Annotated in this window: 20 protein-coding genes; 5 read left to right on the top strand and 15 right to left on the bottom strand. The window is 47.5% G+C overall.

Going from position 1 to position 24,023, the window contains the following annotated elements; all coding sequences use genetic code 11:
• Positions 1 to 118: 118 nt before the first annotated feature.
• Both RT717_RS10105 and RT717_RS10100 read right to left on the bottom strand, forming a co-directional pair.
• Positions 119 to 619 carry an SRPBCC family protein gene (locus tag RT717_RS10105; RefSeq protein WP_317491613.1) on the bottom strand — a complete coding sequence of 167 codons (501 nt, stop codon included), beginning with the start codon at positions 617 to 619 and terminating at the stop codon, positions 119 to 121.
• Positions 620 to 686: 67 nt separating this feature from the next.
• Positions 687 to 1,592 carry an AraC family transcriptional regulator gene (locus RT717_RS10100; RefSeq protein WP_317491612.1) on the bottom strand — a complete coding sequence of 302 codons (906 nt, stop codon included), beginning with the start codon at positions 1,590 to 1,592 and terminating at the stop codon, positions 687 to 689.
• A 338-nt stretch (positions 1,593 to 1,930) separates the two neighbouring features.
• Between RT717_RS10100 and RT717_RS10095 the strand changes: the two genes are divergently transcribed.
• The 5 genes from RT717_RS10095 (at position 1,931) to RT717_RS10075 (ending at position 10,773) form a co-directional block, all read left to right on the top strand.
• Positions 1,931 to 4,603, top strand: coding sequence for a PAS domain S-box protein (locus RT717_RS10095; protein WP_317491611.1), 2,673 nt, complete (start codon positions 1,931 to 1,933; stop codon positions 4,601 to 4,603).
• A gap of 297 nt (positions 4,604 to 4,900) precedes the next feature.
• On the top strand, positions 4,901 to 8,104 hold the full coding sequence (nifJ, locus tag RT717_RS10090; protein WP_317491610.1) for a pyruvate:ferredoxin (flavodoxin) oxidoreductase: 3,204 nt from the start codon (positions 4,901 to 4,903) through the stop codon (positions 8,102 to 8,104).
• A gap of 10 nt (positions 8,105 to 8,114) precedes the next feature.
• Positions 8,115 to 9,155 carry a dihydroorotate dehydrogenase-like protein gene (locus tag RT717_RS10085; protein WP_317491609.1) on the top strand — a complete coding sequence of 347 codons (1,041 nt, stop codon included), beginning with the start codon at positions 8,115 to 8,117 and terminating at the stop codon, positions 9,153 to 9,155.
• Positions 9,156 to 9,200: 45 nt separating this feature from the next.
• On the top strand, positions 9,201 to 9,704 hold the full coding sequence (locus RT717_RS10080; RefSeq protein WP_317491608.1) for a flavodoxin: 504 nt from the start codon (positions 9,201 to 9,203) through the stop codon (positions 9,702 to 9,704).
• A 4-nt stretch (positions 9,705 to 9,708) separates the two neighbouring features.
• Positions 9,709 to 10,773 carry a hypothetical protein gene (locus RT717_RS10075; RefSeq protein ID WP_317491607.1) on the top strand — a complete coding sequence of 355 codons (1,065 nt, stop codon included), beginning with the start codon at positions 9,709 to 9,711 and terminating at the stop codon, positions 10,771 to 10,773.
• A 114-nt stretch (positions 10,774 to 10,887) separates the two neighbouring features.
• Here RT717_RS10075 and RT717_RS10070 read toward each other — a convergent pair whose 3' ends face one another.
• From RT717_RS10070 to RT717_RS10010, 13 genes are all read right to left on the bottom strand, one after another.
• Positions 10,888 to 11,934 (bottom strand): 2-oxoacid:ferredoxin oxidoreductase subunit beta, encoded by a 1,047-nt coding sequence (locus tag RT717_RS10070; protein WP_317491606.1) that lies wholly within the window; start codon positions 11,932 to 11,934, stop codon positions 10,888 to 10,890.
• Positions 11,931 to 13,778, bottom strand: a complete 1,848-nt coding sequence (locus RT717_RS10065) for a 2-oxoacid:acceptor oxidoreductase subunit alpha (protein ID WP_317491605.1) — start codon at positions 13,776 to 13,778, stop codon at positions 11,931 to 11,933. The genes RT717_RS10070 and RT717_RS10065 overlap by 4 nt, the downstream gene beginning before the upstream one ends.
• Before the next feature lie 211 nt (positions 13,779 to 13,989).
• Positions 13,990 to 15,399 (bottom strand): NADH-quinone oxidoreductase subunit N, encoded by a 1,410-nt coding sequence (locus RT717_RS10060; RefSeq protein ID WP_317491604.1) that lies wholly within the window; start codon positions 15,397 to 15,399, stop codon positions 13,990 to 13,992.
• A gap of 3 nt (positions 15,400 to 15,402) precedes the next feature.
• Positions 15,403 to 16,896, bottom strand: coding sequence for a complex I subunit 4 family protein (locus RT717_RS10055; protein WP_317491603.1), 1,494 nt, complete (start codon positions 16,894 to 16,896; stop codon positions 15,403 to 15,405).
• A 9-nt stretch (positions 16,897 to 16,905) separates the two neighbouring features.
• Complete coding sequence (gene nuoL / locus RT717_RS10050) at positions 16,906 to 18,816, bottom strand: NADH-quinone oxidoreductase subunit L (RefSeq protein WP_317491602.1); 1,911 nt, start codon at positions 18,814 to 18,816, stop codon at positions 16,906 to 16,908.
• Positions 18,817 to 18,821: 5 nt separating this feature from the next.
• The gene (gene nuoK, locus RT717_RS10045; protein ID WP_317491601.1) at positions 18,822 to 19,145 is read right to left on the bottom strand and encodes an NADH-quinone oxidoreductase subunit NuoK; all 324 of its coding nucleotides are present in this window, start codon (positions 19,143 to 19,145) and stop codon (positions 18,822 to 18,824) included.
• Positions 19,142 to 19,651: an NADH-quinone oxidoreductase subunit J family protein gene (locus RT717_RS10040; RefSeq protein ID WP_317491600.1), complete on the bottom strand. Its 510-nt coding sequence runs from the start codon at positions 19,649 to 19,651 to the stop codon at positions 19,142 to 19,144. Before RT717_RS10040 ends, nuoK begins: the two co-directional genes overlap by 4 nt.
• On the bottom strand, positions 19,648 to 20,145 hold the full coding sequence (locus RT717_RS10035; protein ID WP_317491599.1) for a 4Fe-4S binding protein: 498 nt from the start codon (positions 20,143 to 20,145) through the stop codon (positions 19,648 to 19,650). The genes RT717_RS10040 and RT717_RS10035 overlap by 4 nt, the downstream gene beginning before the upstream one ends.
• The gene (gene nuoH, locus RT717_RS10030) at positions 20,133 to 21,209 is read right to left on the bottom strand and encodes an NADH-quinone oxidoreductase subunit NuoH (protein WP_317491598.1); all 1,077 of its coding nucleotides are present in this window, start codon (positions 21,207 to 21,209) and stop codon (positions 20,133 to 20,135) included. Before nuoH ends, RT717_RS10035 begins: the two co-directional genes overlap by 13 nt.
• A gap of 11 nt (positions 21,210 to 21,220) precedes the next feature.
• A complete protein-coding gene (locus tag RT717_RS10025; RefSeq protein ID WP_317491597.1) occupies positions 21,221 to 22,342 on the bottom strand; it encodes an NADH-quinone oxidoreductase subunit D in 1,122 nt (373 codons plus the stop codon).
• Between the two features lie 3 nt (positions 22,343 to 22,345).
• Positions 22,346 to 22,801, bottom strand: coding sequence for an NADH-quinone oxidoreductase subunit C (locus RT717_RS10020; protein WP_317491596.1), 456 nt, complete (start codon positions 22,799 to 22,801; stop codon positions 22,346 to 22,348).
• Positions 22,798 to 23,412, bottom strand: a complete 615-nt coding sequence (locus tag RT717_RS10015; RefSeq protein ID WP_394854127.1) for an NADH-quinone oxidoreductase subunit B — start codon at positions 23,410 to 23,412, stop codon at positions 22,798 to 22,800. Before RT717_RS10015 ends, RT717_RS10020 begins: the two co-directional genes overlap by 4 nt.
• A complete protein-coding gene (locus RT717_RS10010; protein WP_317491595.1) occupies positions 23,403 to 23,753 on the bottom strand; it encodes an NADH-quinone oxidoreductase subunit A in 351 nt (116 codons plus the stop codon). Before RT717_RS10010 ends, RT717_RS10015 begins: the two co-directional genes overlap by 10 nt.
• Positions 23,754 to 24,023 lie beyond the last annotated feature (270 nt).

The following is a 24,023-nucleotide window of genomic DNA, read 5'->3' as shown; positions in this document are numbered from 1 at the left end:
AGCCATTTTGTGGCGCAAAGCTACTTTAAGTATAGGTCAATTGTAGCTATGAATCGGTATTATCTTTAGCTGTCAATCCTCTTCACGCTGTTCGGAAATATAGCTCCAAAGTCTGGGGTCAAGCTGTAATGACGTTCGTGAGTTCCATCCTTTTATTTCGCAAGTCCAGCCCTCCTTCCAGCACCGACTTTAAATTCGCCAGGTAAAAAATCCAACCCCTTGAGTCACCCACAAAATGTTTCATCGCTGTGTCGTCGTCCAGAGGCAGCCCGCTTTCGACCAGTTGAACAATCAACTCGCCAGCTTCTTCGTACATATTGATAGTAACCGGGCATTTCATAGAAAAAGTAAAGCTAAAAAGGTCTTTACCATTGGCTTTCAGTACTGTCCCTTTCTCTACCACACTGTCGGGATAGCCGTGCCAATACCACTCATACGTGTCGCCTTGTTCAATAGGTGTGTCCTCTGACTTTGCCTTTCCAGCCTTGTCCCTGAACAAGGCTTTTCTCAAAAACCACTTCTCCAAACCGCCGGGTGTTGCCCAGGAGTTATAAACTTTATCTGCCGGGGCGTTGATGTTTACCCTCAGCTTGAACTGACTCCATTGATCTCTTTCCATCTTATTGCGTTTTTTTCTTCAAAACTAGTTTCACCAACTCCCTCCGGCTTATCGAAAATGGAGAATTTTAGTGCAGCCTCATTTGTCGCCGGTAACGCCCGGGTGCTTCGCCATATGTTCTTTTGAACAGACTAGTAAACGAAGGAATGCTGTCGAAGCCTACAGCCCGGCAAATCTCAGAAACGGCCAAATCCGTCTCTATCAATAGTTTTTCTGCCATATCTAACCTCGTTTTGGTCAAAAAGTGATGAGGTGTAATTTGATAGGCCCGCTTGAAAAGCCTGAGGAAATGCTGTTTGCCCAGCATAGCTACATCAGCTGCTTGTTGTAAGTCAACTCCCTGCTGATGGTTACTCTCCATCCACTCCCTGGCTATCGCCAATCGCTTGTATAGTGCTATTTTTGTGACTGTTTTCACAACTTTGAGCTTCTCCGAGATTTGAAGGGCGTTCTGATTTTCGCTTATCAAGCTATCCAGTATAGATCGCACAACCATATCAGCTTTTAATGAGTGAAAAGAGGCACAACTGTTTCCAAGCTTCATCAGAAGTTGAAACTGTTCTCTGAGCGAAGCATTCATGAAATGCACGTGCTCCACGAGCGAAAAGTCCTCTTTACCGACTGCCGACGAACCGGCGGTTTCATTGCTGCTTATCAGCAGCCCGTTGTATAACAGCTTCGAAAGCGCTGCGTCAAAGTACAGCAAGGCGACCAGGGTATCGTCCCGTTCCAGCTCAAAAGACAGCTCGCTTCCTTTGTTAACCACCAGAAAGCTATCCTCGTTTATTGCTATCAACTCCCTATTAATCCGAAACGTTGCCTTGCCGCTCATTACCACCGCTACTCCCAATCCTGTGATGTGTGCGGGAACCACCGCCCCTTTGCTTCCCATATATTGGCAAAGCGTGTGATCTGAGAATTCGGGTGGCCTGTTGCTAAACAGCAGGGCGTTTGCTACCGGCGACCGACTCATTATCATAGGTTTTCAATTTGACTCCATACCACATTGAATTACGCTCACCAAAGTAACAAAATGCCGTCAATACACATTCGAAAGCCTGGTGCCGACTGGTAAAAACCTCTTAATATGTAAGATGCCGCTTAAGCAGGGAATCGGTGAATCTTGGCAAATCGGTACTTGAATAAGTAAAATAGGAGTGTCTTTCCTATATTTAACTCCCATCCCCCTCAATAGTCAGTGTATTACCGAAATATTCTTCTGTCCTACACTTCTGGTTAGGTTCCTATTGAGGCTTTCAATATTTTAAGATACTGGTTTTCGCACAGAAACTGGGTGAATAAAAAGCATTCATGTTAAATAAGTCATCAAATCATGATGCACAGCGGGGCATCGATTTTGGAGTACAGTTTGCCGACCATATCGGGGCAATGCTCGCTTATTGGGACAAAAATGAAGTCTGCCGATTTGCCAATAAAGCGTATCGGGAATGGTTTGGTAAAAGCCGTGAGCAAATGGTTGACAAAATCACAATGCAGGAGCTCCTCGGCCCTCTTTATGGGAAAAACCAGCCCTTTATTGCCGAGGTACTGAAAGGGAACCCGCAGCATTTTGAACGAGAGATAACCAAGCCGTCCGGGGAGACACGCAATGTCCAGGCCAACTACTATCCCGACATTCAAAACGGTGAAGTAATGGGCTTTTTCGTACATGTCGCAGATATATCATCTACTAAAAAGCTTGAAAAGGAAATAAAGGCTTCAGAAATGAAATTCAGAGGCCTGCTCGAAAGTGCTCCGGACGCCATCGTGTTGGTGGACAAAACTGGCGCTATCAACATGATCAATTCCATGAGTGAAAAGCTCTTTGGCTACACCAGGGATGAATTGGTTGGCAAACCAATAGAAATACTGATCCCGGAACGCTTCAGAAAAGCGCACCCCGGTCAGCGCTCTGGGTTCTTTGCCAATCCTCACGCCAGACCCATGGGCGAAGGACTTGAACTTTTTGGGTTGAAAAAAAACGGAACTGAATTTCCGGTTGAGATTAGCATCAGCCCTATAGAGCTGCCGGAGGGCATGTTCGTGTCGGCAGCCATCAGGGACATTTCCTGGCGAAAGAGAGTTGAAGGGGAGGTAAATGCCAGCAACGAGCGAAACAAAATTTTTGTTGATCAATCTCCCAATGCCATAGCGATGTTCGACACTGAACTTCGTTATATGGCTGCGTCCAGGAAATGGATAGACGACTACGGCCTGTCGGGTCGGGACATTCTTGGACACTCACACTACGAAATTTTTCCGGAAATCGGGGATGATTGGAAGAAGATACATCAGGAATGCCTGGCAGGAGCGATTAACACTTGTGAGGAGGCATATTTTAAAAGAGCTGACGGCACTGAGCAATGGATTACCTGGGATGTTCGTCCCTGGTATATTTCCGAAGGAAAAATTGGTGGCTTGCTGATGTACACGGCCGACATAACACAGTCAAAGCTCAGAGATGTTGAAAAAAAGAGAATTGAATACATTCTGGAAAAAACGAATCAAATAGCAAAAGTGTCAACCTGGGAGTTTGATATTGACCGGGGGATCACCATCTGGGACGACATTGCCAATGATATTTTTGACCTCCCCCGGGGCACCCGGCCCGACAAAGACGCTATCATCAACTACTATGGGCAGGAAAGCAGAAACAAGCTGCTGGCGGCCACTGAAGAACTTGCAACAACAGGCAAACCCTATGACCTCGACCTAGAGGTAATTTCCGCCAAGGGGAACCAAAAGTGGCTAAGAATTATCGGAGAGGCTGAGTTTGCTGACGGGCGTTGTGTGAAGCGATATGGAATGATAGAAGACATTACCGACAGAAAACTGGCTGAGGAAGCACTTCATATAGCCAACGAAGAGCTAAATGCCATCTTTAATACCGGCCCCATCGCCATCATTGGCACAGACAAGAATGGAACAATTACCCACTTCAACCGTGGCGCAGAGCTAATGCTACAATATTCAGCCGAAGAAATGGTAGGGCTACAGACACCCCAACTAATTCATGTTGAAGCAGAAGTACTGAAACGGAGCACCGAGTTGACCGAACTGTTTGGCCGGGAAATCAGTGGGTTTGATACATTAGTGGAACTTGCCAAACAGGGTAACCACGAGTCCAGGGAGTGGACCTACGTAAGAAAGGACGGATCCAAATTCCCCGTTCAACTTATTGTAACGGCACTTAGAAACCAGGCGGAGGAAGTTTCTGGTTTTATCGGCATTGCCACTGACATTACTGAAAGGTTTGAGGATCAGAAAAAGCTGCTAGAGGCAAAAAACAACCTGGAAATATTGGCAGAGCGCCTAACAAAACAGAATTCCCAACTCACTAATTTCACCCACATTATATCGCACAACCTGCGATCTCCCGTTGGCAACCTCACGTCCTTACTTCATCTGTATGAGATTTCAGAGGAAAAGGAAGAAAAAGAGCTGATATTCAGCAAATTTGAAATCGTTATCAACCACCTTTCCTCTACTCTAAACACATTAATTAACACGTTAAAAATAAAAACGGAGGATGCTAATATACTGGAGCCTGTCAGGTTCGACGAAGTACTTAGAAAGACAATGGAAATCATTACGGTTCAAATAGAAGAGTCGGAAATAGCCATTAAAAGTGATTTTTCCGCTGTGGCCGAAATACAATACAACCGCAGCTACATGGAGAGCATTTTCCTCAACTTGCTTACCAATGCCATTAAGTACCGGTCAAACCAAAGAAGCCCGGAGGTAACTATTTCAACTTCAAAAGTAAAAGGCAATATTGTTCTGAAGTTTTCCGACAATGGTTTGGGAATAGATATGGCTAAGTTTCGTGATAAGCTATTCGGTTTGAATAAGACTTTCCACGGCAATGACGAGGCCAAAGGCGTAGGATTGTTCCTAACAAAAACCCAGGTCGAGGCCATGGGTGGATCAATATCGGCGGAAAGCGAGGCCGGAAAAGGGACAACTTTTACTGTCAACTTCTGAAACATTAGTGAAAGCATTTCAAGCACCCTGGCATATTTCACCTGACTGAACAGCCAAACCATGCGCTCTTGCTAACTCTACGTCACCAATTGGTAAGCCATCCCACACGATTTTTGTGCGCCAGTACCTCGCTTGACCAAAAGGGATTCTCTATATAGTTTCTCAAACCATTAACCTCCTGATGAAAATCAGCGAATGCGCTGACCATTGACAGCTATAAGCACTGCTATTGGGGCTAAGTTTGGTATGATAACGTTCAGGTCTTTTGAATGGAGTTGATACCTAAATCCTAAGTAGATGCAATCATCAAAATATATCAATATCGATGGTAATACGGCAGTGGCCAACGTGGCTTACGCTTTTTCCGAAGTAGCTGCCATTTACCCAATTACACCCTCTTCTGATATGGGTGAAAGAGCCGATAGCTGGAGCGCCGAGGGAAGAAAAAACCTTTTCGGCCAGAAGGTTGACGTTACGCAGATGCAGTCGGAAGGTGGAGCTGCGGGTGCCATTCATGGTGCGCTTTCAGCTGGAGCCATGGCAACTACTTTTACCGCTTCGCAAGGGCTTATGCTTATGTTGCCCAACATGTTCAAAATGGCTGGCGAAATGCTGCCGGTAGTTTTTCATGTATCTGCCCGTTCTTTGGCCTATCAGGCGTTGTCCATTTTTGGTGACCATTCCGATGTTATGGCCGTGCGGGGAACAGGGTTTGCCATGCTTGCTTCATCAAACGTGCAGGAGGCCCAGGATTTGGCAGCGATTGCCCACCTTTCTACACTGGAGTCCAAGATACCCTTCCTTCACTTCTTTGACGGCTTCCGCACCTCGCATTCCATCCAGAAAATTATTCCCATCGACTATGATGACTTGTTGAGCATGGTAGACATGAAGTACGTGGAAGAGTTTCGTGCACTGGCGCTGAGGCCGGAATCACCCGTTTGTAAGGTGGGGGCTCAGAACCCGGATGTTTACTTCCAGGGAAGAGAAACAGTCAACAAATACTACGATGCTTGTCCGGGCATTGTGCAGAAGTACATGGACATGTTTGCGAAGAAGACCGGACGGCAATACAAGCTTTATGAGTATATAGGTGCTCCTGATGCTGAGAATATACTAATTTCTATAGGCTCCTCTAGTGAAACGATTGAAGAAACTATCAACTACCTCACTAAAAAAGGTGAAAAAGTAGGGCTGCTGAAACTGCGGTTATTCAGGCCATTCTCAGTAGCCGACTTCGTTAAAGAAATACCCAAAACTGTTAAGAGAATAGCCGTACTGGATCGCACCAAAGAGGCCGGATCAGTCGGTGAACCACTTTACCTCGATGTGGTGGCAGCCATGTCTAATGAAAGGCCGGGCGTTCGCATTATTGGTGGCCGCTATGGCCTTTCATCAAAGGAATTCACTCCTTCCATGGTCAAAGCGGTATATGACCACCTCAAAAATGACGGCTGGCACAATTTCACGATCGGCATCAACGATGATGTAACTAATAAATCCATCACGGTAAAAGAGGAGATCGATGCTGAGTTGCCTGGGGTGGTTCGTTGCAAGTTCTGGGGTTATGGCTCCGACGGCACTGTGAGCGCCAATAAAAATGCCATCAAGATCATAGGCGATAGCACCGACATGTTCGTTCAGGGCTACTTCCAATACGACTCCAATAAGTCGGGCGGCTGGACAATCTCTCACTTGCGTTTTGGTAAGGAAAAGATCCAGTCTGAGTACCTGCTCAACAAGGTCGACTTTGTGGCGCTTCACAGGTCGCAGTACATTGGGAAATATGACATTCTGGAAGGCATCGCCAAAGGCGGCACTTTCCTTATCAACTCCAGCCAGAAGCCAGAAAATATTTTTAGGCTTTTCACCAAAGAAATGCAGGATACCATCAGGGAGAAAAAGATAAAAGTTTATGCCATTGATGCCTCAAAGATTGCCAAAAGTGTCGGGCTAGGAGGGAAAATAAGCGCTGTCATGCAAACGGCCTTCTTCAAGGTGTCGGGTGTGATGCCTGAAAAAGAAGCCATTGACCTAATCAAAAAGTTCGTAGAAAAGCAATTTGCCCGCAAGGGACCCGAAATAATTGAAATGAACTGGAGAGCCATCGACGAATCCGCTGCGGCTGTTGTGCCAGTTCCGATACCTGCTGAAGAAGAGAAACATGCCGAAATCAGCACAGTAGTGCCTGAAGGCTCCGGTTGGTTTGCCGATCACATTATCGACCCCATCCTCCGGCTCAAGGGAGATAGCATTCCCGTGTCAGCCATGCCTTTGAATGGAGTGATGCCCACAGGCACCAAGAAACTTGAGTTCAAGGGTGTTCCGGGCAACCCCGCCATTTGGATTGATAAACTACCCTTTGTTGCCGAGCCAAATATTGCGGCGCCCTATATGGAATACCCACCAAGCTGCTCCGGCTGTGGTGAGGTGCCTTACATCCACCTCGTTACCCAGTTGTATGGCGACCGAATGATCATTGCTAACGCCACAGGGTGCACGTCCATTTACGGAGGCACCTTCCCCACCACTCCGTACACCAAAGATAAGAATGGTAAAGGACCAGCCTGGGCTAACTCCCTCTTTGAAGACAATGCTGAGTTTGGCCTGGGCATGAGGCTTGCCGTGGACGCCAACCGCCGGCAGCTAAAAGCAAATGCCGAAGAGCTGTTGGCCTCTCAAATAAGCCCTGGGCTGAAAGCAGCATTGCAAAAAGCACTCACCCTCTTCAATGAGGTGACCAATGAAGCCAAGGACCATGCTGATGAGGTGAAGAAGCTGCTGTCCGTTGAAAAGGAAACCTCGGAGAGAAGCACCATACTTAACAAGACCATCGAGCTGCAGGACTACTTTGTTGACAAAAGTGTCTGGATTTTTGGAGGCGATGGTTGGGCCTACGACATCGGTTTTGGTGGGCTCGACCATGTAATGGCTTCCAACAGAAACGTAAACATACTGGTGCTCGACACCGAAGTATACTCAAACACTGGTGGCCAGGCATCCAAGTCAACGCCGAGAGGTGCGGTAGCCAAATTTGCCTCGGACGGCAAAAAGCTGAGCAAGAAAAACCTCGGACTGATGATGGCTACCTACGGCAATGCCTATGTGGCCTCCATTAACATGGGGGTTGATCGTGAGAAGGCAGCGCTGGCCATGGTGGAGGCAGAAAAACACAACGGACCCTCTATAGTCATCGCCTACTCTCCCTGCATCGCCCATGGGTACGACATGAGGCTGACTAAAAAGCAATCAGAGAAAGCTTCAAAATGCGGCTACTGGCCCATGTACAGGTTCAATCCCGATCCACGAAAAGAAGGAGAGTCTCCTTTCACCTGGGACGGCGTTGAGATAGACACCAAATTTTCGGACTACGTTGCCGAAGAGATGCGCTACAAAACGCTGAACCTCACCAATCCGGAAGAATCGGTCCGGCTTGAGGAACTGGCAGTGAAAGACAACGTGCGGCGGTTCAGGGACATCCAGCAATTATCAGAATTTTAAACCGACAATCATGAGTATTAATCTTTCAACATTTTACGAGGGACTCACGCTGAAGAACCCGATAGTAGTTGGAGCCAGCAACCTGGTGACAGACGTTGACAACCTGGTTAAACTCGAAGAAGCAGGTGCAGGGGCCATTGTATATAAGTCGTTGTTTGAGGAACAAATCCAATTGGAAGCCTTCCAACTGGAACAAATGCAGGAGTCGTACAGCTACTGGGACCAGGAGCACAATACAATTTTTCCAACGGCCAATCACGCTGGACCCGCTGAGCACCTCAGGCAGTTGAAGGAGGCCAGAAAGCACCTTACTATTCCTCTCATTGGAAGCCTTAACTGTATCAACAACGACTCATGGTTAAAGTTTGCCCTGAAAATGGAGGATACGGGTATCGATGCACTGGAACTTAACTTCTATAACAGCCACCTTGACTTCAACTCCACCTCCGAAATGATTGAAGCCAGGCAAATCAAAACCCTGGAACTGGTGAAGGCCGGTGTGCGGCTCCCGGTATTCGTCAAGCTGAGCCCCTTCTATTCCAACACTTTGAAACTGATAGCCAGCATGGATGCCCTTGATGTGGCCGGCTTCGTGCTTTTCAACAGGCTATTTCAACCTGATATCGATATCGAAAAAGAAGAGCACCATTTTCCTTACAACTTCAGTAGCGAAAGTGATAACAGGCTGGCCCTGCGTTATGCCGGGCTATTGCACAAAAAGATAAAGGGAAGCATCGTTTGTAATACGGGCATTCTTAGCGGACATGATATCATCAAAATGTTGCTCGCAGGGGCAGATGCCGTGCAGGTAGTCAGTGCTATCTACAAAAAGGGCATCCACACCGTGACACAGATGCTGACCGAAATCGAAACCTGGATGAAAAAACACAAGTACCAATCTCTCGATGACTTTCAGGGTAAACTAGCAAAGGAAAACCTGGATGATCCTTTTGCTTATAAGAGAGCTCAGTACGTGGATATTCTCATGAAATCGGAAGTTTTTATGAAGTATCACCCCAAAGAAACCGACGATGAAGCAAAAGATGACTAGCATTTCAAAAAAGTAAAACGAATACAACCATTAAATTTAAAAGACATGGCTAAGATTGGAATTTTCTTTGGATCTACAGAAGGACACACCGAAGGTGTGGTGAATAAGATTCAGGAGTTATTTGGAGACGACGCTGAGTTGGTGAATGTAAATTCAGCCTCAGCCGACGATATGGAGCCCTTCCCCTACCTGATACTGGCTTGCCCTACGTGGGAAATTGGCCGACTACAGGAAGACTGGGATGGGTTTATCGACGAAATTGAAGAGGTGAACTATGAGGGCAAAAAAGTAGCTTACCTGGGCCTTGGCGATTCCGACGGATACCCCGACACGTTCCTTGATGCTCTAGGCATTATTCATGACAGGATCAAAGACAAAGGCGCCAAATTCGTTGGGGCCTGGCCTACCGATGGTTACAATTTCGAAGCATCTAAAGGCGTAGTCGATGGAAAATTTCTAGGGCTAGCCATCGATGAAGACAATCAGAGTGACCTCACTGACGCAAGAGTAAGGCAATGGGTAGCTGATTTAAAGAAGGAATTCACCTGAAAAGATGCCAAGAATCCGGTTCAAGAAACCTTCTTATCCGGTAAGCGATTCGCTGCGAAAGTACCTCCTTGAAACCGGTCGTGAAAGGGAGGTTCCCATTTCCTACAACGAATTGCTTCGCTACAGTAGCTCGGTTCCCTTGTTTGACAATAAGGGGACCGACACTTACTGGGAAACCGTGCTGTATAACCAGTCGGATCGGGCCTTCATTCATGACAGTCTGATAATGATATATGCCCAGCTGAAAGTTGCCGGGGATGTTAAAAGTTTTGAACATCTGTTTATTGACAGAATTGACTATTGCCTTTACGCCAACACACACCCTTTCAGGGTTCGGGTGGTCAACCGGCTCAACGACCTCTTCGATTATTTTTATGTGAAGCAGGCCGACATGTCACGCATATATGGGATGGAGCTGGAGCACCTGTTGTCGCCCAACAAGATCAACTACATAGTGAAAGGTACAACGGTAATTGAGGAGCACATTCAGGGGATTCCCGGCGGGGCATTTATCAAACACTTTTTACCTTCGCAGGAGTACAACCCACTTCGTGTGGCCAAGGAGTTTGTCAAGTTCAACGAGCGCAGCCTGGTGCAGCTGCAGGGCGATATGCGTAACGATAACTTTGTTGTGGAGGTGATCCCTGACTTCGATGACCTTTATTTCAGGTTGCGGGCCACCGACTTTGATCAGCACTGCTACGAAGGTGACCTCAAGATTTACATGCCTCAGTACTTTATCGAAAACAACCCGATTATCAACCTGGGCTTCAAATCAATGTCTCCGATACTGGAGCTTCAGTATCAGAAAGAAGAAAGAACCCGGCTGCAGATCAGGGTGCAGGCGGCAGGCCGACAGCTCGACAACCTGATAGAGGCTATGCGGAAGGAGGAATTGTCAAAGGAAGAAAATATTCTCTCCCTTCGCTCAGGACTGGCCAGTCTTTATCAGGACGATAAGTTTTTAGAAGCCCAAACTATGGGTGAACTGGTTGCCACAAGCTTGCAGATGCTTGAGAAATACCCGGTTCGAAAAAGAAACGGGCTGGCAACAAAAGAGGTGTGCTGACAGTCAAGCCATCAGAATTGTTTCAACCCCCTGGGTATGTTTACCGCAACAATAAGATACCAGTAAAGGGAGTTGAGTATTCTTTCATCCAAATAGCCAACTCCCGTACCTGTGTTACACCAGCCAGCTGGATTCTCCGGTAAGGAGGCTTTGCAGGTCACCCTCTCCCTTTGTAACGATCTCGTGTTCAATCTGATTTACTACCCGCTCTTCATAAGACGCCCGCTGCACAGCCTGAATAACTCCCATGGGCCTGGGCAGCTCTTCGCTGTAGGTCATATTGGCTAAAATAAAGGCCAGGGTGCTGTCCTTTTCATTGTGAATCAACAGGTCGTTAATACTGTATTCGCCCTGGTCCAGGTTCACAACTTTCGGCGTATAACCATCAAGGATAATCCCCTTGTTCCTGGTCTTGCCAAAAACCAGTGGTTTTCCATGCTCCAGTTCAATGGTGTAATTATCTCTGGTTTCAACACTTGTATACAGGTCAAAGGCACCATCGTTGAAAATCCGGCAGTTAGTGTAGATCTCAACAAAGGAGACGCCTTTGTGCTCATAAGCCCGCTTGAGCAAATCATGAAGTTTAGTGCGGTCTTTGTCGTGGCCCCTTGCTACAAAGGTGGCTCCTGCTCCGAGGGCCAGGGCCGCCGGATTAAATGGATCGTCCAAAGCGCCTAGGGGCGAGGACTTGGTGATTTGCCCCCGATGAGAAGTAGGTGAATATTGACCTTTCGTGAGGCTATACACCTCGTTATTGAACATCATGACGTTCAGGTCCACATTTCTCCTGCAGGTATGTATGAAGTGATTGCCTCCAATACTCATGTTGTCTCCATCGCCCATAACTACCCACACGCTCAGGTCCGGGCGGGCAATTTTTAGCCCTGAGGCAATCGGAAGTGCCCGCCCATGAATAGAATGGAAACCGTAGGTGTCCATGTAGTAAGGAAACCTGCCGGAACAGCCAATCCCGGAGATATAAGCTATCTTCTCCTTAGGAATGCCCAGCTCGGGCATCAGTCTTTGTGATGGAGAAAGGACGGAAATTGCCCCGCACCCCGCACACCACCGAACGTCTACATTTGGTTTAAAATCTTTGGCTGTGTAGTCTGTTTGGCCCTGATGTGGCTTTTCGAGCAGATCATTTAATTGCGTTTTCATACAAGAATTTCTTTTTCGGTGAGCAAATTGACTAGCTTCTCTTCAAGCTCTCTTGACTTGAAAGGTTTCCCCTGCACTTTATGAATACCGATAATTCGCTTCAGGTATTTGGCCTGAAGAAGAAACTGAAGTTGTCCGCTGTTTAATTCCGGCAGGGCAATCCGCTCAAATCGGTTTAGAATATCGTCAAGGTTGCGTGGAAATGGGTTCATATACCTTAAATGAACAAACGAAAGGATGTGCCCGCTGGCCCTCATGCGCTCATAAGCCGTTTTGGCTGCACCATAGGTACTTCCCCAGCTAAGCATGAGCAAATCTCCTTCCTGCTCCCCTTCCACTACTGCTTCAGGTATATCCTGGGCCACCCTGTCAACTTTTTCCTGACGGAGGTGCACCATCTTCTCGTGGTTAGCCGGGTCCTGACTTACATTGCCTGAAATGTCTTCTTTTTCCAGCCCGCCAATCCTGTGCTCCATTCCCTCAAAACCGGGAATCGCCCACTGTCGACGCAAAGTTTTTTCATCACGCTTATAAGGCGAGAAGTCAGTTGGATCAGTAGCAAAGTAGGCCTTTATTTCAGGTAGGCTTTCAACGGTTGGCGCTTTCCAGGGTTCCGAAGACTGCCCGATATACCCATCACTTAAAATAAGCACCGGGGTCATGTATTTCAGCGCAATCCTTGCCGCCTCCAGCGTGATATCGAAGCAGTCGGCGGGGCTGGCGGCAGCTAATATGGGCATGGGGGCCTCACCATGACGGCCAAACATGGCCATCAGCAGATCGCCCTGCTCCGGTTTTGTGGGCATACCCGTCGACGGACCTGCCCGCTGCACATCAACAATGATGAGTGGCAGTTCTGTCATTACCGCCAAACCCATTGCTTCGGTTTTCAACGACAACCCGGGACCACTTGTGGTGGTAACAGCCAGACTGCCCCCATAGGCGGCACCAATGGCACTACATATCCCGGCAATTTCATCCTCGGCCTGCAAATGCTTCACCCCATACTTTTTGTAGCCGGAAATGGCGTGAAGAATATCGGTGGCAGGTGTGATTGGGTAGGAGCCCAGAAACAAGGGCATACTAGCCTTTTTTGCCGCTACCACTAAGCCCAGGGCAATGGCCTCATTCCCTGTTATGTTCCGGTACCTCCCCGGCGACAAAGCCGACCGGTCGATCACATATTGCGTCTTAAAATCAGGATTCTTTTGTGCATAATTCCATCCGGCCCTCAACGCATGCACATTGGCCAGAATGATGTCATCTTTTCCCTTGAATTTCTTATTGATCCAGGCGATTGTGGCGTCAAGCGGGCGCTGGAAAAGCCAGTAGGTTAATCCCAGTGCAAAGATGTTCTTCGTCTTGCCGATGAGTTTGGAAGATATGTCAAGCTCACCCAGGGCTGCTTTTATTTCTTTATGGAAATCTATCGCATGCACTTCATACCCACTCAGGCTTCCGTCGTCCAGGGGGTTGGTTGTGTACTTAGCCAGTTTGAGGTTTCTTTCATCAAACCCTTCAATGTTGGCAATGATCATCCCTCCTGCTTTGAGAGTAGGCAAATTTACTTTTACTGAAGCAGCATTCATCGCCACCAGCACATCTATGGTATCGCCGGGCGTGTAGATGTGGTGTGTTCCAAAATGCACCTGAAAAGCGCTAACACCATAAAGCGTTCCTTCGGGAGCCCGAATCTCCGACGGGTAGTCGGGAAAAGTATTGACCTCATTGCCAGCAACTCCTGACGTTTCTGAGAATTGAGTGCCTATTAACTGCATGCCATCACCGGAGTCTCCTGCGAAACGAATGGTGGCCTCTTCTAGGTGTTCGGATGTTTTAGCCATGGACTTTTGTTTAATTGTGATACAATAAGTTACCTCTCTCCCTTCAGGATAAATATGACATTTGTTAACTCTGACACTGATTTAGATGCTTAAAAACCAGCACATTAAGATGGGAAAGGGGTCAGTCTGATTAGAGCCTGCGCCGCCCGGTGCGTTCAACACCAGCCATGAGGGAAATGGGCTCCGGCCCGGAGGTAGAAGGCCTCCCAGCCTACATCACAGACCGGATATACTCAAACACCGGGCTGGCAAAGCCTATCACCAGCACGCCAACCAGACAAAGCGTCAAAGCCAGTTTTTCATAAAAGGTTGAGGTAAGCCGTGCAATAGGCGTTTCGTTTTTATTAATGAACATGGCCTTCACGACTAGCAAGTAGTAGTAAAGTGAAATGGTGGCATTGATGACAGCAAAAAACACAAGCCAATACATGCCTGCCGAGGCGGCAGCGGTGAAAAGAAAGAACTTACCAAAGAAGCCTGCTACGGGCGGTATCCCAGCGAGCGAAAACAAGGAGACCAGCATGATCAGGCTTAAGCCAGGATTGGTAGCATACAAGCCATTCAGGTCATCCATCCCCTCTTTGTCGGTTCCGTTCATAATAATAGAAAGCACGCCAAACACGGCCAGGTTTGAAAGCCCATAAATCAGCATAAAATACACAATGGTAGTCATTCCTATGGTGCCGGCATTTAAAAAGCCAAGCATCATAAATCCAGCCTGCGTAATGGAAGAAAAGGCAAGAAAACGCTTCATATTCTTCTGGCGCAAGGCAAAAAGGTTACCCACCAGCATGGTAGCTATGGCCAGAAAATAGAGAACGGATGACCATATTTCAGGCTGGCTTCTAAACACCTGATAAAGCACCAGCATCAAGGTAAACACTGCCGCTCCCTTGGAAACAACTGAAAAATAAGTGGTAACGGCCAGTGGAGCACCTTCATACACGTCGGCAGTCCAGAGGTGGAAGGGCACCAGAGATATTTTAAATGCCAGACCAGACAAGAAGAAAACAAGCCCCAGTATCATGAGCGGACTTTCATTGTAAGCTCCTGCTATTTCGGAAAAATGCAAGGTGCCGTACACACCGTATATCATGGAAATACCAAACAGCAGCACCGCAGATGAAACGGCAGAGGACATCAAAAGCTTCACCCCAGCCTCGGCCGACTTCCTGAAGTCTTTATCGAAGGCCGCCAGTAAAGTAAGTGGAATGGTTGCCAGCTCCAGTCCAAGATAGAGCATAAGGAAATCTCCGGCGGAAATCATAAAGAACATGCCCATCAGTGTGGAAAAGATGAGCAGGTAGAAGGCCCCGGCCTTTTTCTGGTGCAAGGGGTTATTCAACCACGTAGTTGACTGAAGTAAAATGATCAAGGCAGACACACTCAATATGTTTTTCAGCAACGATCTCAGGTCATCGCTGATATACATGCTCCCGAACAATAGAGAAGGCCTGGAAGGCAGCCAACCCACCACTGTGAATGCAGCGAATAGCAGAACAGTGATGAACACATGCCTTCTTCTGTCAACCGTTTCAGCGAGGTCTCCTATCAGCTGGTGGAGGATAAGAAGTGTCAGTAGCACTTCATGCCGCATGATGTATATGGTGTCCCAGTTCATGGCTTAGTAGCTAAAGGTTAGAAATAGAGAGGAGAGCGTCTCCTTCAGAAGGTTGGAGAGCCAAAGTGGCGCAACTCCTATGACAACAATTGACACCAGCAAGGTGACCCCACCTACTTTCTCAAACCACTTGGCGTCCTTCAGTTCCAGAAAGTGATCGTTTTTCACAGGCCCCAACAGTAGCGTGCCTATTACCCGAAGGATATAAACGGCTGTGATTACGATGGAGGAAGTCACCAAAAATGTGGCTACCCTGTGAAAAACGTCGGCGTGCTGGAAGGCACCAACGAAGACGGTCATTTCAGCAACGAACCCACTGAGGCCAGGCAAGCCCAAAGACGCCAGACCGGCCATTACGTACATAACTGACAGGAATGGCATGACCTTCATCAGTCCGCCCATTTCATTGATCATTCTGGTGTGCGTACGTCCATAAATCATCCCTATCAGGGCAAAGAAGAGCGCCGTCATCAGGCCGTGTGAGATCATCTGCAAAAAGGCTCCAGTGGTGGCTGTTTCGTTCATCATGAGCAAAGCAAAGAGCACAAGGCCACAGTGACTTACGGAGGAATAGGCGTTGATATACTTCAAATCCTTTTGTAGAATGGCTCCAAAAGCGCCGTACACCACACTGACGGATGTGAGGATGATAAAAACCCAGGCCCAGGCATGCGACCCATCAGGCATCAGGTACATGGCCACTCTAAAACAACCATAGCCGCCAAGCTTCATGAGTACACCGGCGTGCAGCATCGAAACCGCTGTAGGCGCCGAGGCGTGGCCATCAGGCGACCAGGTATGGAAGGGGAAAAGAGCTCCCAATACGCCAAAGCCAATAAACACAAATGGAAAGAAAAAGAGTTGTGCTGAAACAGGGATGCCATTTTTCGCAATTTCCATCAGGTCAAAAGTAAGCTTCCCTCCTTCTGGTGCCGAGTTGAAATAGATGCCCAGCAGCCCTACCATCAACACGGCCGATCCACCCATCAGCATCAGGGTAAGTTTCATAGCAGAATATTCCTTTGGGCCAGTACCCCAAATACCAATCAGCAGGTACATAGGAATAACTGCCAATTCATAGAAAAGGAACATCGTGAAGAGATCCAGGGAGATAAAGAACCCAAATACTCCGGAAGCGAGCAGTATCAACGAAATAAAGAACTCCTTTCTGAGATACTCTACCTGCCACGAGACAAACACACCTGCAAAAGTGATGATGGAGGTCAGCAATATCATCGCTACCGATATACCATCCACTCCAAACTTCAGTTGGATGTTGAATGCCTCGTACCAAACGGTAGTTGACATAAAAAGCATCTGATCAGCATTCCCTGCGCTTCGCTGCTGATAAAACAAATAGAGCAGCACAAAGGAAAAGACCAGTTGTGCGCTCATCCCAATGGCCGAAATCAGGCGTACGTGCTTCAATTCCTTCACCAGCACAATACCCGCCATGGTGACAAAAGGAATGATGATCAAAAATAACAGTAGGTTCATGATCGGTTGTTATTTTAAGTAGAGCATAATGAAAGTCAGAACTAAGGCGCCGGTGGCGAAAAACCAGATATACAGCTGCATTTGCCCCGATTGCAATTTCTTAATGGCCACCGAAAGCGACACGGTAGTATTCCCAATGAGGTTCATGCCAGCGTCTATCACATGCCGGTCGAACCAGGCTACCGGAGCCGAAATAAGGGCGAAAATCACTTTGTGCGTGATGAACTGATATGCTTCGTCTACATAGAATTTGTGATAGGCTGCCCTGTAAATCCCCTTCAGCCTAACTGCCATATTCTCTGGCCTTGCGTTCTTTTTATGGTACAAAAAGGCTGCTGCCCCAATGCCCAATAGCGCAATGACGATCGAAGGCATGGCCACCAACAAATGAAATTCAGTATGAAATGGAAGGCCATCACTGGTCACCAGGGCATGAAACGGCACATATCCGGCAAAAACGGAAGCAGTGGCCAGAAACATCAAAGGTACGGTCATCGTCCAGGGTGACTCATGCGGAGCGTGGTGATAATCAGGCTGGCTGTTCCAGAAAATATTGAAATAGAGCCTGAACATATAAAAGGCGGTAATGCCCGCCACCAACCATTGCACAACAAACACCAGCGTATTGGCTTCAAAAGCGGCCACCAGTATTTCATCTTTGCTAAAAAAACCAGAAAAAGGGGGAAGTCCTGCGATAGTGATGCAAGCTATCAGAAAAGTAATATGAGTGATAGGCATGTACTTTCTTAGCCCTCCCATGTCGTTCATCAGGTTGCTGTGAACAGCGTGAATCACAGAGCCGGCACCAAGGAACAACAGTGCTTTAAAAAACGCATGGGTAAATAGATGGAACAGGGAAGCCATATAGCCTAGTCCGGCCTCTCCCCCATATCCTGAAACGCCCAGCGCAACCATCATATAGCCAATCTGAGAGAGTGTCGAAAAAGCCAATACCCTTTTGATATCCAGTTGTGTACAGGCAATAATGGCAGCAAAAAGTGAGGTGAAACTTCCCACATACATGATCACCTCCAGCACATCCGGCGCCGCAAAGGCATATATGGGAAAAAGCCTTGCGACCAGGTAAACACCTGCCACTACCATGGTGGCAGCGTGTATCAGCGCTGACACAGGCGTCGGGCCTTCCATGGCGTCGGGCAGCCAAATATGTAGCGGAAACATGGCTGACTTACCGGCCGCACCGACAAAAATCAGGAGCATTGCCCAGGTGGTGACAGACAGGCCCATGAATACTGCTCCGGCGGTTTGAGCGATCACCGGACCATCAAGGCTGGTGAGTGACGCAAAATCGAAAGTACCGTAGTAGAACGAAAGCAGTAAAATCCCTAGTAGAAAGCCTAAATCGGCAAATCTGGTGACAATAAAAGCCTTCTTAGAAGCAGCAACGGCGGTAGGTCGTTCGTAATAGAAGCCTATCAAAAGGTAAGACGACACGCCAACCAACTCCCAGAAGATATACATCTGGAAAATATTGTTAGCTACCACCAGGCCCAGCATTGAAAAGCTAAAGAGTGACAGAAACGCATAGTAGCGCTGAAAACCATTTTCGCCCTTCATATAGCCCAGGCTATACAGGTGCACCATGAGAGATACGGTGGTGATCACCACCAGCATCATTACCGACAGCGGATCGAGCATGATGCCAAGGTGGATCTGCAGCTGATCGGTAAAAGAAAGCCACAGCACATTAAAAGCCTGAATCGCATGATAGCCTTTATCTATATCGTTACCAGTGAAATATTGAAAGGCTGTGAAATAGGATGTTAAGGTAATGAACAGCAGGTTGATGGTTCCTATTACTCCAGCCACCATAGGCTTTAAACGCTCCCCTGCTAAGCCCAGAAACAGGAATGTAAGCAGCGGAAGGATCAGAATGAGTAGCGTAAATGAGTAGCTCATGGCTTTTAATATTTCAGTTCGTCGACATCGTCTACATTGACCGTGGCAAATTTCCGGTAGATGTTGATAATCAGGGCAATGGCTACTGCTGCTTCAGCGGCTGCTATAGCCATGACTATCAGGGAAAAGAAGTGCCCTTCCAGCCTGTTAGGATATAAGTAGTGGTTGAATGCCACAAAATTGATATTGACAGCATTCAGCATCAGTTCTACCCCCATCAGCATGGTGATAAGGTTTCTGCGCATGATCACTCCTGCCAATCCTATAAAAAAGACCAGCGTGCTCAGTACAAGCATATACTGCAATGGTATTTCCGATTGTAAGTTCATGACCTGGATTTTCGTGCGATATAAATGGTGCCAACCAAGGCCGCCAGCAACAAAATACTAATGACTTCAAAAGGTAAAGCATAGCCATGCTCTCCCGTATCCAGCAATTGCAGACCGATAACTCTCATATCCGGCACTAAGGGAGTGGCATTGGATGGAATGAAAGCAAACTGAAGAAAGGTAACCAGGGATAGGGCGATGCCGCCGATGGCCGTGACGCTCCCAGCCAGTAAATGACTCCATTTGGGAGCTTGTAGCTTACTATCGATCTGACTGGTAAGCAGAATGGAGAAGATGATGAGCACCACAATTCCGCCTGCATACAGAATGAGCTGGACGGCTGCCAGAAATTGGAAATTCATCATATAAAACAGCCCTGCAATAGCCACTAACACAAAAAGCAGATAAATAGCTGCACGAAGTATTCTTCTGTCGAAAATGGATGCGAGAGAAAACACCACGATGGAAGCAGCCAGTATAAAGAAGATGATTTTAGGGCCGGTCATTCTGAAGAGGGTTTAGCGGTTGATCCTGGTTTGTTTAGTTGCTTTACGAGGTTGTCTCTATTGAAAACCGCATGTTCGAACTCTTGACTAAATTCGATAGCTCCTTCCTCGCAGGCCTGCACACACAAGCCACAGAAGGTACACATGTCCAGATGGTAGATATACCTATCCAGCACTCGTTTCGACCTGCCATCTTCCCCTTCTACCCTGGCTGAAATAACTTCAATCGATCCATTAGGGCATTTTCGGGCGCAGCTGTTGCACGCAGTACATTTGTTTTGGTTGTTTTCGTCGTGTGGCATCACCAGCTCCCCTTTGAAGCTATCGAACATTTTAAGGGTAGCCCTGTTTTCCGGGTATTGCTGCGTCACCACCTCTCCCGGGCTCACCATGTATTTGCCAGTCACTTTCATCCCCCTCATGAGGGAAGCCACTCCATCATAAATCTCGTGGAAGTAGTTACCTATCGATTTGAGTGTCTTTAGAAGTGCCATTGCATGAGGGTTAAGAAGGCTATTACAAGAAGGTTCATCAGGTTAAGTGGCAAAAGGTATTTCCACTCAAGCGTCAGCAACTGATCGATGCGCAATCGGGGGAAAGTCCATTTGAACCACATCATCAGGTAGACCACAAAGGCAGTCTTTCCAAAGAACCAGAAGATCGGAGGAACGAAATCCATGATCCGGTTAAATCCCTCCAGGTTGTAAAGATGGAAAGGGAGCCAGCCGCCCAGGAAAATGGTGGTTGCTATGGCTGCAATGATGAACATGTTCATGTACTCTGCCAGGAAGAAGAAAGCAAATTTGATCCCCGAATACTCGGTATGAAAACCAGCGGTAAGCTCTGATTCTGCCTCTACCAGGTCAAATGGTCCTCTGTTGGTCTCGGCCGTTCCCGCAACCAGGTAAATCACAAACGCAATCAATGCCGGGATATGCCCTTTAAAAATCCACCAACCATCTTCCTGTGATACGATAATTTCTGACAGCTGCATAGAGCCGGCAAACACAATCATACAGAGCAAAGCCAGTCCTACCGATAGCTCATAGCTGATGACCTGAGCACCACTTCGCATCGCCCCTATCACGGAGTATTTACTGTTACTAGCCCAGCCAGCGATCAATATCCCAATGACTCCCATACTGGAAATGGCCAGAATATAAAGCACACCGATGTTTAAGTCGATGGCCTGTAGGCCTTTAGCAAAAGGAATGGAGCCAATTGCCATGATGGAGGCTACTATTACAATGAATGGTGCTATGTTAAACAGGAAGGAGTCGGCATTTCGAATGTAAATCAACTCTTTCAAAAGCAATTTGATCAGGTCGGCGATCGTTTGGAACAGGCCCATGGGACCTACCCTATTGGGGCCAATTCTGTTTTGCATTCTGGCGCAAATTTTACGCTCGGCATACACCAGGAACAGGCCCAGAAAAGCATAAAACATCAAAATAACCATACCAAGCAAAAGCATGGAGACTACACCTGCCCAGAACCCAGAGAAAGTTGCCTGAAGATATCCGCTTATTGCGTCGACGAAAGAAGTGAAGTCATACATACAATTATCATTTATCGGTCTATGTCAGGTATAATCAAATCCAATGAGCCGCTAATGGCCACCAAATCCGCAATCTTATGCCCTCTCGACAGCATGTCTAATACGAACAGGTTGGAGAAATTTGGCGAGCGGTACTTGATACGGGCGGGCTGCGGCCCTCCATCACTGATGATATACACGCCCAGCTCTCCACGAGCAGTCTCTACCCGTTGATAATAATCACCCTTAGGGGCTTTGATGGCTTTCAGTTCCAGCATCGTCTCGCCTTCTGGGATGTTGTCGATCAGCTGCTCAATAATGCTGAGTGATTCCCACATCTCTTTCATGCGCACCAGGTACCGATGATAGGTATCACCATCCGTATAAGTAATCTCTTCGAAATTGACCCATTTATAAGCGCTGTAAGGCTCAATTTTCCTGATGTCACAATGAAAGCCAGAAGCCCGGCCACTTGGGCCTGTTACACCGTAGCTGATCGCATCCGCCTTAGAAAGCACGCCAATACCCTTGGTACGCTCTCTGAAAATGACATTGCCCGTAAGCAACTCATCGTATTCAGGTAGTTTCTTTCTGAAGTACTTAATGAACTCGGTCACCCGCTTTTGAAAGTTGGGGTGGATGTCGTTCATGAGTCCGCCGGGAATGATATAGCTTTGAATAAGTCTGGACCCGGTAGTTTCTTCGAAGATGTCCAATACCTTTTCCCTGTCACGCAAGCCGTAAAAGAAGGTGGTAAGCGCCCCCAAATCCATCCCAAAAGCTGACCACCACAGCTGGTGTGAGGCAACACGGTTAAGCTCAGCCATGATCGTACGAATGTACTTCACCCGATCACTTACTTCCACCTCCATGGCATTTTCGACACACAACGACACAGCCTCATTGTTGATATGGGCTGAGAGGTAGTCCATGCGATCGGTCAGGTGCAATAGCTGAGGGTAAGAGAGCTTTTCGCTCATTTTCTCGATGCCTCTGTGTATATAGCCACAGTGCGGAATCAGGTATTTTACTTTTTCGCCCTGCAGGCAAAGCTCAAGCCGAAGCACACCATGCGTGCTGGGGTGTTGAGGCCCCATGTTAATGATGTATTCCTCTTTTTCCTTCAGATCGTAGTCAAGTATTGTCTCTTCCATGGCTCAATGTTCAAGCGTGAATTCGTCCTTGTAATCTTTTCGCAAAGGAAAACCTACCCAGTCATCTTCAAGAAAAATTCTTCTCATGTCAGGGTGATCAGTGAACTTGATTCCGAACAAATCAAATACCTCACGTTCGTAATATTCCGCAGCCTTCCACAGGTCGCTTACCGTAGCTACTTCGGGATTTTCTTTGTCGGGCAGCACTACTTTCACCAGCACCGAATGCCGGAATTCAGTAGAAGTTAAATGATAGATCACATGCAAGCCATCCTTACGATCTGCCGCAGTAAGGCAAAAAAGGTAGTCCATCTTCAATATTGGCTCGTTTTTCAATGCGGCGGCGAAGGCATGCATTTTTTCCGCTGGCACCACAAACTCCGGAAACTGCTTACTTGGGCCTGCAATCAGGTCGGGAACTAAGGCAGTAGCAAATTCGGTGATAGCTTCTCTTGTCATGATGCTGGCTCTTCTGAAGGTGGAACATCCGCTTCTTTGGGCTTTTCGGTCCTTAGCACTGGCTCACTCTGTGCATTGGACTGCTTCATGGTGATGGCCTGAATCTTCCGCTGCAATTGCATCACACCGTACAGGAGCGCCTCCGGCCTTGGCGGGCAGCCGGGAATGTATACATCCACAGGGATCACCTGGTCGACGCCTCTCACTACCGAATAGGAATTATAATAAAAAGGCCCGCCAGACACGGCGCAGGCACCCATCGCAATCACGTACTTAGGGTCGGCCATTTGGTCGTAGAGCCGCTTTAGTACAGGCGCCATCTTTCTCACGATGGTACCTGCCACCACAATCACGTCCGCCTGGCGTGGGCTCGCACGGTAGACTTCAATGCCAAACCTGGCAAAGTCATGTCGTGGAGCACCCGTAGCCATCATTTCTATGCCGCAGCAGCTCGTAGCAAATGTAAGTGGCCACACGGAATTAGATCTTCCCCAATTAATTAAAGAGTCGACAGTGGTCAGCATCACATTGCTGCCACTTTTTGTCAGTTCCTCAAGGGCCTCATTGTCATTGAAGTCCTCATAAGGGATCGATTTGATGTCTATTCCCATATCAGCGCTTTTTTCTTCCAGGCATAAAGGAGTCCCAGGCCCAGGATGGTAAGAAAGATGAGTATTTCCGCAAATGCCTTCATTCCCACCTCTTTCATTACCACTGCCCAGGGGTAGAGAAAAACGGTTTCCACATCGAAGATCAAATAGATGATGGCAAACAGGTAATAACCCACGTGAAACTGTATCCAGGTGGGGCCCACGGTGGGAATCCCGCATTCGTATGGTTCTGACTTAACAGCACCCGGTTTATAGGGAGCAACGAAATAGCTGAAGGTGATGGCACCGCCGACAAGAAGAGCGGCGGTAAGAAAAAGGGTTAAGAGTTGGTAGCTTTCCATAAATATTGCTTCATCATTTTATATTTCAACAATGAACGCAACTTTAGTCTGCTGGCCGGAAATGACTATTTCAACATTAAAAGCGCCTTTTCCGGAGTGGCTAAGGATGCTCATTTGATGGGGATAAAGTAAGGCGATTAAAAAATGAGTGAACATGATTGAAATGCCCTTCCCGGCTGACTTTTGTCATAAGCTGAGCTAAGAGCCAGCACATCCAACAATTTGTCTACATATGCCATCAGTTGAGTGTTGGTGTCCTCAATCGCTTAC

The organism is Imperialibacter roseus (assembly GCF_032999765.1).
GTDB lineage: Bacteria > Bacteroidota > Bacteroidia > Cytophagales > Cyclobacteriaceae > Imperialibacter > Imperialibacter roseus.
This window is presented reverse-complemented; position numbering and strand designations above follow the sequence as displayed.

What these genes read in the sequence shown, in the direction of transcription:
- RT717_RS10105 (WP_317491613.1), bottom strand. Translation starts at nt 619, where the DNA reads ATGGAAAGAGATCAATGGAGTCAGTTCAAGCTGAGGGTAAACATCAAC.
- RT717_RS10100 (WP_317491612.1), bottom strand. Translation starts at nt 1,592, where the DNA reads ATGAGTCGGTCGCCGGTAGCAAACGCCCTGCTGTTTAGCAACAGGCCA.
- RT717_RS10095 (WP_317491611.1), top strand. Translation starts at nt 1,931, where the DNA reads ATGTTAAATAAGTCATCAAATCATGATGCACAGCGGGGCATCGATTTT.
- nifJ (WP_317491610.1), top strand. Translation starts at nt 4,901, where the DNA reads ATGCAATCATCAAAATATATCAATATCGATGGTAATACGGCAGTGGCC.
- RT717_RS10085 (WP_317491609.1), top strand. Translation starts at nt 8,115, where the DNA reads ATGAGTATTAATCTTTCAACATTTTACGAGGGACTCACGCTGAAGAAC.
- RT717_RS10080 (WP_317491608.1), top strand. Translation starts at nt 9,201, where the DNA reads ATGGCTAAGATTGGAATTTTCTTTGGATCTACAGAAGGACACACCGAA.
- RT717_RS10075 (WP_317491607.1), top strand. Translation starts at nt 9,709, where the DNA reads ATGCCAAGAATCCGGTTCAAGAAACCTTCTTATCCGGTAAGCGATTCG.
- RT717_RS10070 (WP_317491606.1), bottom strand. Translation starts at nt 11,934, where the DNA reads ATGAAAACGCAATTAAATGATCTGCTCGAAAAGCCACATCAGGGCCAA.
- RT717_RS10065 (WP_317491605.1), bottom strand. Translation starts at nt 13,778, where the DNA reads ATGGCTAAAACATCCGAACACCTAGAAGAGGCCACCATTCGTTTCGCA.
- RT717_RS10060 (WP_317491604.1), bottom strand. Translation starts at nt 15,399, where the DNA reads ATGAACTGGGACACCATATACATCATGCGGCATGAAGTGCTACTGACA.
- RT717_RS10055 (WP_317491603.1), bottom strand. Translation starts at nt 16,896, where the DNA reads ATGAACCTACTGTTATTTTTGATCATCATTCCTTTTGTCACCATGGCG.
- nuoL (WP_317491602.1), bottom strand. Translation starts at nt 18,816, where the DNA reads ATGAGCTACTCATTTACGCTACTCATTCTGATCCTTCCGCTGCTTACA.
- nuoK (WP_317491601.1), bottom strand. Translation starts at nt 19,145, where the DNA reads ATGAACTTACAATCGGAAATACCATTGCAGTATATGCTTGTACTGAGC.
- RT717_RS10040 (WP_317491600.1), bottom strand. Translation starts at nt 19,651, where the DNA reads ATGACCGGCCCTAAAATCATCTTCTTTATACTGGCTGCTTCCATCGTG.
- RT717_RS10035 (WP_317491599.1), bottom strand. Translation starts at nt 20,145, where the DNA reads ATGGCACTTCTAAAGACACTCAAATCGATAGGTAACTACTTCCACGAG.
- nuoH (WP_317491598.1), bottom strand. Translation starts at nt 21,209, where the DNA reads ATGTATGACTTCACTTCTTTCGTCGACGCAATAAGCGGATATCTTCAG.
- RT717_RS10025 (WP_317491597.1), bottom strand. Translation starts at nt 22,342, where the DNA reads ATGGAAGAGACAATACTTGACTACGATCTGAAGGAAAAAGAGGAATAC.
- RT717_RS10020 (WP_317491596.1), bottom strand. Translation starts at nt 22,801, where the DNA reads ATGACAAGAGAAGCTATCACCGAATTTGCTACTGCCTTAGTTCCCGAC.
- RT717_RS10015 (WP_394854127.1), bottom strand. Translation starts at nt 23,412, where the DNA reads ATGGGAATAGACATCAAATCGATCCCTTATGAGGACTTCAATGACAAT.
- RT717_RS10010 (WP_317491595.1), bottom strand. Translation starts at nt 23,753, where the DNA reads ATGGAAAGCTACCAACTCTTAACCCTTTTTCTTACCGCCGCTCTTCTT.